The 2992-nt window shown below is 47.0% G+C and carries 2 protein-coding genes and 1 pseudogene; all 3 read left to right on the top strand.

The features are described from left to right. Nucleotides 1-112 precede the first annotated feature (112 nt). Nucleotides 113-1246, top strand: a complete 1134-nt coding sequence (locus AACQ38_RS23500; protein WP_207631975.1) for a hypothetical protein — start codon at nt 113-115, stop codon at nt 1244-1246. Beyond that, nucleotides 1230-1832, top strand: coding sequence for a hypothetical protein (locus tag AACQ38_RS23495; protein ID WP_207631974.1), 603 nt, complete (start codon nt 1230-1232; stop codon nt 1830-1832). Before AACQ38_RS23500 ends, AACQ38_RS23495 begins: the two co-directional genes overlap by 17 nt. A gap of 186 nt (nt 1833-2018) precedes the next feature. Beyond that, nucleotides 2019-2992: pseudogene (locus AACQ38_RS23490) on the top strand (hemagglutinin repeat-containing protein); the annotation flags it as partial.

The following is a 2992-nucleotide window of genomic DNA, read 5'->3' as shown; positions in this document are numbered from 1 at the left end:
GCGAAAAGCGCGTCAGGGGGTTTTGGGTTCGGCGGTGAACGCACATTGGAAAAAATGGGTTGTAACTGACTGAGTGCGCAGGGAAAATTGGTGTTCGGTAATCAACGTCGCAATGGAATGGGTTGTTATTGAGAATAATGCGCTGGCCTCGCGAAATCTGGGCGATTGCCGCACGCTGTCACCGGAAGCGTGCGGCAAGGCTAAAGAGCTGAGTCAGCGTATTCTGGACAAAGGTCTGCCGTCAGTGGAGGACATGCGCGGTAAACTGGCATCGTGTCAGGATGACAGCTGCCGTAAAGGGGTCTGGACGGAATATCGACAGGCCAGTGATGCAACCATCAATACCCTGAAACAGATGGCGTTGAATGGCGAGTTGAGCCGCGAAGAACTGGCCTTTATCAACCATGAACTGGGTAAAGAACTGGCGGTCTCGGGCTATCGTGCCAATGATAAGATAGGGCGTTCAGAGCAGAGCAGCTGGTTAAATGGCGGCAGCGGACCCCTCTCCGGGTTCTTTAATACTGAATTGCGTCAGAAAGAGCTGGAGAACACAGGTTTATCCAAAGCAGATGCAGCGCAATATGTGAAAGAAGAACAGCGCAACATGATGTTGCTGGAGACTGCGACTGGGATTATTGGAGGAGCAGTCAATAATAAGATTCAGGCAAAGCCATCACCTGTATCATCAAAAAATAATGTTGATAAGGGCACCCCAACGGAAGCTACACAAGTACAGCCTAACCAAACTGCTAATGTGGGAGCAAAAGGAAATAACCCATCTGCAAGTCAGCCAAATAATGCAGCAAAAAGTACAAAACAGTCGTCTGAAACTTATTTCCGAGTTGAGGGAGGAGGCAGTGGTACGCAAACGAGTCAGAACAGAATTAGCGTAAATCCTGATGGAAGTGTAACTATTAATTCAGGTTGTAGTGGACAGTTATGTGTTAGTACTAAGGGGGCAAATCATGCTGCTTATTACCTTACAAATAGAAGACAAGATGGAACTGTAGTTGTTTTTGAAGTGGACGCGGCTCTTCACAAAAAAATAATGGATGCCGCTATTCCTCAAAGGCCAATTCCTGGGGTACCGAGAGACAAAAATGCGCCTAAAATAGTGGACCCGACAAAAGGCCAGCCAAGTGTAGCTCTTGAATTACCGAAGGTATGGGATAGGTTAATAGAGCAAAATTCATCAAAAGGTCGCGTGCTAACAAAAGAGGAATTTTTACGTGAATTTGGAAAATGATTATCAGAATCTACTTGATTCCATTTTTAACGGTGAAAAGGGTATAGCTATTTTTGTTTTAAATGGCAATCATTATTATATTATTGATAGTAAAGATAATTACTGTATTGATGTTAGACCTGAATACAAATCTTACATAGATAAAGGATGGATGAAAGAGGCTCTTTATGATGAAGCTGTCAGGTCGTTTAGAAATGGTATTCCCATATTGACTAAGGAGAGTTTTAAAGACTACATAAACAGAAATAATGTTGCTGTTTACTCTGTTGATTGGATGAGATCATTCTTTATATCGGGCAAAGATAGTGTATTGCTTGTTAATTTTTATGATTATATTGAGCAATATTTATCCACCTTAACAGACGTAGTATCATCTGAATGGGATAGTTGGCGAATGCGGCTACCTAGCTTTTATATTAATTTCGATAAAAAAATATATCGTCATACTGACTGGGATAGAAGCCATGAATCAACAGTACCATCTGATTGGAATGCTCAAGCTAATAGCGATTTTGGTCTGTTAGTACCAGATAAGGACCAGTATTGGCTTGTTGATGGTATGAATTTTTGGAAGTTACAAATGTAGTTCAGAAATACCGCTCGCATAGTAGCGAGCGGTATTAAACGTTTAGCAGGAATTTTCTTTTTAGTTGTTCTCAACGAGCTGGATAATCAGCTGCTCCTGCTCAACGGTGATCTTAACCGCCCACACAGTGGTAAATCCGGCCTACTCCAGCCAGCCGCCCTTGAGGTGCAAACTGGGATGTTGGCTATGATAGCAGATCATGCCCGTGCTGCGGTCTTCGTAGCGGGCGCTGGTATACCCCACCTGAATAGCTGCGCCGGACTTTTGAAATCCGCAGACAAAAACACCCTCGATACCGGCACGCTGGGCTTTGGCGATATCAAAAACAAAGCGGATTTTAAAACCGAACACCATAGTGCGAGTATCAGCACAGGGGGTTCAGCCGGCGGCATGTTCCTCAGTAATCTGGCAGCCAATACCCTGGGCGACGCTAACCGGGAAGGCCATGACCAAAGCACCACTCACGCCGCGGTCAGCGACGGTGCCCTGATTATCCGGGATAAAGACAAGCAGCAACAGGATGTCACCACCCTGAGCCGGGATACCGACCATGCTAACAATGCCCTCAGTCCTATCTTTGACAAAGAGAAAGAGCAGCAACGGCTGAAACAGGCCCAACTGATTGGCGAAATCAGTGCGCAGGTGATTGATATCGCCGGCACCGAAGGGGCCATTATCGCCACCAAAGCAGCCAACGCCAAACTGGAGAACATCAGTGACCCGGATAGAGAAGCGGCTATAAAAGTACTGAAGGATAAAGGTAAAACTGACATCACCCCGGCGCTTATTAAAGACCAGATTTACAAGACTGCCTATAACGCGGCATTGAATGAGTCTGGTCTGGGCACCGGTGGGAAATACCACACTGCTTTACAGGCGGCTACCGCGGCCATTCAGGGACTCGCGGGCGGAAATATCGGTCAGGCACTGGCAGGCGGCGCTTCCCCTTACCTGGCCGGGGTGATTAAAGACCTGACCACCGACCCGAAAACTCATCAAGTCGATGTCGTCACCAATACTCTGGCCCATGCCATTCTGGGGGCAGTGGCCGCCGAAGTCAGTGGCAACAATGCGCTGGCGGGTGCAGCAGGCGCGGCGGGCGGTGAACTGGCTGCCCGAGAACTGATGAAGCATATTCACGGCGAAAATGCTAAAGTCAG

Origin of the sequence: Photorhabdus sp. RW14-46 (assembly GCF_963887965.1) — a bacterium.
Classification (GTDB): Bacteria; Pseudomonadota; Gammaproteobacteria; order Enterobacterales; family Enterobacteriaceae; genus Photorhabdus; species Photorhabdus laumondii.
This window is presented reverse-complemented; position numbering and strand designations above follow the sequence as displayed.

Bases quoted from the DNA above. Each gene is read 5' to 3' on its own strand.
- AACQ38_RS23500 (WP_207631975.1), top strand. From the start codon at position 113: ATGGAATGGGTTGTTATTGAGAATAATGCGCTGGCCTCGCGAAATCTG.